The organism is Anabaena sp. UHCC 0253, assembly GCF_009712085.1.
Classification (GTDB): Bacteria; Cyanobacteriota; Cyanobacteriia; order Cyanobacteriales; family Nostocaceae; genus Dolichospermum.
In genome coordinates this window covers 69,144-73,740 of record NZ_VILD01000014.1, presented here as the reverse complement: position 1 = coordinate 73,740, position 4,597 = coordinate 69,144, and the positions used below count along the sequence as shown (strand labels likewise).

At 35.1% G+C, this 4,597-nt stretch carries 3 protein-coding genes; all 3 read right to left on the bottom strand.

Annotation, left to right across the window (positions count from 1 at the left end; all coding sequences use genetic code 11):
• Positions 1-437: DUF4277 domain-containing protein (locus tag FJR38_RS26095; protein WP_168540403.1), on the bottom strand; the 437-nt coding region annotated here is incomplete at its 3' end.
• Between the two features lie 113 nt (positions 438-550).
• Complete coding sequence (locus FJR38_RS26090) at positions 551-3,364, bottom strand: hypothetical protein (RefSeq protein ID WP_371418298.1); 2,814 nt, start codon at positions 3,362-3,364, stop codon at positions 551-553.
• A 17-nt stretch (positions 3,365-3,381) separates the two neighbouring features.
• The coding region (locus FJR38_RS26085; RefSeq protein ID WP_168540401.1) for a CHAT domain-containing protein at positions 3,382-4,597 on the bottom strand (1,216 nt) is incomplete at its 5' end.

The window sequence follows — 4,597 nt, the reverse complement described above, 5'->3', positions numbered from 1 at the left end:
ATTTCTTTTTTGTACTCTCCTTCTACACTCATAGACGTCCCATCTAAATGAATACTATCCATTTCTACTTGGAATTTATGGGCTGCTTTTATCGCTACTGCTGTAAATATTTTTGTTGTTCCTACTTGATGATACTTGTCTAGTTCTCTTCCTAGTTTGTCATCATTTAAATGTGATGCTAATACTCCTTCTCCTATTAAATGTTCTGTTGATTTTCCTACGAAAAATTCTCCAAATAGATATAATGGGGCGCTTAAAAAGCCTAATCCATTTAAAATCATTGCTTTTATTACTTGTCCTGGTGTTAGGGTTTCTTTTATTTTTATTCCCACTATTTTATTCACTTCTTCTACCAATTCCATTTCGTCTATTATTCCTGCTACTATTCCCAAATGGTCTATATTTAGGATTTTCATGCCAACTTGAGACTCTTTCATGGTTTTTCCCATCTCTATTTGATTTGATTATTTTAACAAATAAAAGCTGAAATCTTTGCTAGGCAATCTTTTCAGGCTTTTATTTATGAAAATTTTTAATTCCTAAATTTGCTTTAGTATCTGCGGAATGTGGGTTCTAACTTAGCTTGAATGATTTCTGCTATTAGCTGTATTCGTGGTTCTCCCAAAGGTACTGTTGTTTTGTAGTGTTGATAAGCTTGTTCAGCAGAGACAAAAGGAACTCCAGCAGGTTTATCTTGGGTGTAAGTTTCTGGTCCATATTTACCGGCAGTTACTGCGGCATTATCACGGAAAGACACAGGGTATTCTCCTTGAATTTTGCCTAACTCCTTGGCTTTAACAGTAGGATTAGTCATAGCCGCACCTAGAGGGTCAGAACTTCTCGAACCGATATTCACCGGAGAAGTAATAACAGATGCCAGGGGTATGGCTGTAGATAAAGGTGGTGGTATAGGAGGTGTAACTAATGACTGTTCAAGTTTTGCACTGGGGAAAGGCACAATTTTTCCGTTGACATAATCTCCCAGCGGTTCTGTATGTAGTCCCCACACTTCCGGTTTATTCCTAAAAGTGGATAGTTCTCGACTGCTGTGTTTTTCCATTGCGCCCCACTGTTGCTGATATGTTGGATCTGCACTCATTTCTGGGGTGATGCGGTATTGTTTACCTACTCGAAAGGCAACTTGTTGAGAACTGGACACAGCGATCGCAATATCCCCCTCTTTAAACCCATAAGCCTTGTACGGTTCATAAGTCCTGGTTGTATGACATCTACCATATCCGCGCATAGCTTCAATAGTAGTGCTGACAGGTAAAGGGTTGGGTTCATCGTGCATTTTTAGAGGAAATACCATTTGCACAGGTTTACCCGAAATCACAACATCCTTCTCTTCAGGTTTGGAGACAATGGTGTTATCAGCAGGTAATACCTGAGATACTGCGGATACGGTTTGTAGATTTTCAGGAACTACAATTGTTTGCTGCGGTGGATTGTTATTTGATAAATTGGGTGTAACTATAACAGGTATTGTAGTTGTAGCTAATTCCTGAACTTTAGCTAGTTTTTCCCCTATTATATATGGTCTATTAGGAAGAGAATTAAGACTTTGACTGTAAGCACTATTTTTTCCGTCAGCACTTAATGGTTCTCCAAACTTTGCCTTTAAAGCATCAAAGTCATCAGATGGAATTGTACTACTAACCAAGTAAATTACAGAAAGACCTTTTTTCGTTTCTAGTAGTACATCTTGTGGTGATAAAACATTAAATTCAATATTTTTAGATTTAAACCAATTCTGAACTAATTCTGTTTTGTGGTTGTCCACTGCTATTCCTATTAATCCCAGTACCTTATCTTCCTGACTAGTAAACAATATTGTCGGACGTTCTTTGATCTTCTCCAGCAATAGTCCACTTTTTTCAACCATCACCTCTTGCTTTGTTACCGTATTTGATTGGGAATTATTTTGAAAAGCTTGAGCTTCCTTTGTCCAAATTTGGGGATATTGTAATGTGCTGGGTTCAATATTAATAAAAGTGTGAGAAAAATTACTTTGTAATGTACAATTTACAGAACCTTGTTGACCATGTTTAAGCACTCCCAAATTTTGTAGTGCTTCCTTATCTTTTTTATAGTGAAGAACTCCTAATAATTCTCCATTTAGAAAAACAGCATCCCTATTTTTACTGGTTGGTACTTCTAAACTAACGCTTTTATATTCTTCTCCAGTAAAAACTTGTCCTTTAAAATCATAAACATTAATCTTATTAATTTTCAACAAATTCCCATGAGGTGATTCAGCAATAATAAAACCACCTTCATGTTGACTATCACCAATAGATTTTAATTTAATTTGTAGCGGATTACCATTAGCTAAATAATTTATTTTTCTTAATTCTTGAATTGAATCATTATCCAATTCTCCTAATGTTTGACCAGCCAATTTAATTTTAGCTGTGTCAATAGGAACTGCTACATTACCAATAGCGAGTGTGACTGGTTCACCATTAAAAGTCTTACCTGCATGAGAAAATTTACTAATTTCTCTGATAGTAATGTTGATTGGTGGTTGTGATGGTAAATTAATAGTTGCCGTAGCTGTATAAGATTCACCTGGTTTAATATATGCTTGTGCCTGAGTACCAATTGCTAATTGGCCTGTTCTTTGTTCCAAAACAGCAAATTCTTTGTATTTTTCGTCATTGTCTTTGACAAATACCAATCTAGAATTATGTCTTTCATGTCCTGGAGGATAGCGACTGGCTTGTATTTCTATCGAATATTTTTCTTGCGGATTCCATTCCCTACCAACAAAATTATCTCCTTCCTTACCAATTCCTAATACTTTGAGTTGTGAAAATTGTAACTCATCTAATTGGCTAACTATTTCCTTACCAAAAGTTGCAAATACAAAGTTAGAAACTTTCTTACGAGAGTTCAAACTTGAATTATCTCCTTGTTCTAATTCATCTTGTCGAGAAGCTGATATATTCCATGTTGCGGCTGCGGCTGGTAATTTTTGGTCTTCAGGAATTAAATTATAGAAATTTTCAGCAACAGCATAAGCTTCTTGAAACAATAATTTGATTTGACTTTCTCTCAGTTCAGGTTTAAGTTCAACTAATGTTGCACCCTGAGTTATCATTCCTGGTTTAAGTTTATAGTCAATTACAGATTGTTGACTAACTGTTCCCAGTTTTGAATATTTAGCTTCTCCATTTTCCGTTTCTCCATCAATTTGTGCTATTGCTAATAAAGTATGGGGACGTTGCGAAGACCGATATTTTTCTGGTATTTCTTCTAAACGGATGTTGAGTGTTGAACCTTTCCAAATTCCCGGATGTTCGTAGCGAGTGAGATTAGTAATGGTAAATTCTGTACCACTGCTTGTTTTAACAGAGTACAATACTAACTAGCTAATAATTATTGATTTTCTTCTTCTTTCAACTCCCTACCTACACACACCCAAGCACCCCAAAAATAAGGATGTTGTAAAGGATATTCACTGATTTTCCAGGTGTTAGCTAACTCAGGATTTCTTTGTAGCACTGGTGCAATTTTTAATTGTAATTCTTGTAAAATTTCCTTGCCTATAGCCAAAGATTCTAACTCATTTCTAGTCATAGTTCTAATATAATTTTGTGCCTCCTTTAAAGCTATTTGAGCAGGTAATTTTCTGTTATCCATATTAGCAAAAAAGCGATTCATTAATAAAATTGAAGGTTTAACAGGTACAGACCACAAACTCATAATTAATAATCTTGCACCAGCAGCAGTAAAAGCACTGCGTAAACCTTTCACACCTTCACCAGCAGTAACATCACCAACCGCAGTTTGACAAGCAATTAAAAGGATGATTTTATTAGCCCATAAATCAAAACCAGCCACATCTTGAGCAAAAACAATTCCCTCACCCGCTTCTGGGGGTATCTCTCCACCTAACAGCCAAGTATTTGCTCCTGCTAATGCAAAACCAGAACGAAATAAGGGGTTTTCTGTTATTTGCATTTGCTGAGAACGTCGCAAACCTCTTTCACCAAATTCTTGAGTTTCTAACAGATTTTTAGGAACAGATTTCTGAGTTAAGAAAAAACCGTGAGTTGCTAAAACTAATATTTCAGGACATTTACCATTCGTTAAATAACTTTTTAAAGCTTGATTTTGTAAAAGTGCTTGAACATTAAATTGACTAGCTGCAACTTTAGCTATTTCTGCTATTTCGGGAACTGGTGAAAATCGGTAGTCATGTAGATTATCTAAACTTTCAATAATTTCCGTTGCTAGAGAATCAAGGTTAATAGATAAACCTTCTTCTTGAATGTAAATTTTGGATTTAGATGAGTTATCGTTGTTAGGAATATTTGGGGAAATATCTACAGATAAATCAAAATTAGGATCTGCAATAACTAAAGATTCTGAAGCGGGACGATTGGGGTTATATTGATATCTTAATAAATCTCTAGCCGCAGTTAAATAAGTAATATTATATTTATCAATCAGTAATTGATTATTTTCTGCATTTAATGGTAAAATATCAAAAGGAATCAGGGTCAGTGCATTATCAGGACAAATAAATAATTGTTCTCCCTGTAAATGATTTTCTAAGGGTTTAAAAATAGTGTTACTTAATTCTATTAAG